The organism is Mesorhizobium sanjuanii (assembly GCF_002529485.1).
In the GTDB taxonomy this organism is placed as follows: domain Bacteria; phylum Pseudomonadota; class Alphaproteobacteria; order Rhizobiales; family Rhizobiaceae; genus Mesorhizobium; species Mesorhizobium sanjuanii.
The window spans coordinates 1-298 of the sequence record NZ_NWQG01000337.1 but is presented as its reverse complement, the minus strand read 5'-3'; the positions used below and the strand labels follow the sequence as shown (position 1 = coordinate 298).

The window sequence follows — 298 nt, the reverse complement described above, 5'->3', positions numbered from 1 at the left end:
GAGGTTCTGGCCGGTCTGCATCTGGGTCTGGATCTTTTCGACGACATCACCTTCCTGGATGAGGTCATGCGAGAGCTTGATGCCGGTGATGGCGGTAAAGGCCGGCGCCAAAACCTGAGATTCATACTGATGCGTGGCGATGGTCTCGGAGACGACCTTGATGTCCATGCCGGCGAAAGGCTTCGCGGCATCGATGAACCATTGCATCTCGGCTTCCTGGTCGGCGCGCGAAAGCGTCGAAAGGGGCCCGATCTCCTTATCGAGGAAGGCTTTTGCCTCGTCCATCCCGGCATAGGCG

1 pseudogene is annotated in these 298 nt (G+C 58.7%); it reads right to left on the bottom strand.

Annotated elements, in window-relative coordinates:
* Positions 1-298, bottom strand: a pseudogene (locus tag CN311_RS31760) (carbohydrate ABC transporter substrate-binding protein); the annotation flags it as partial.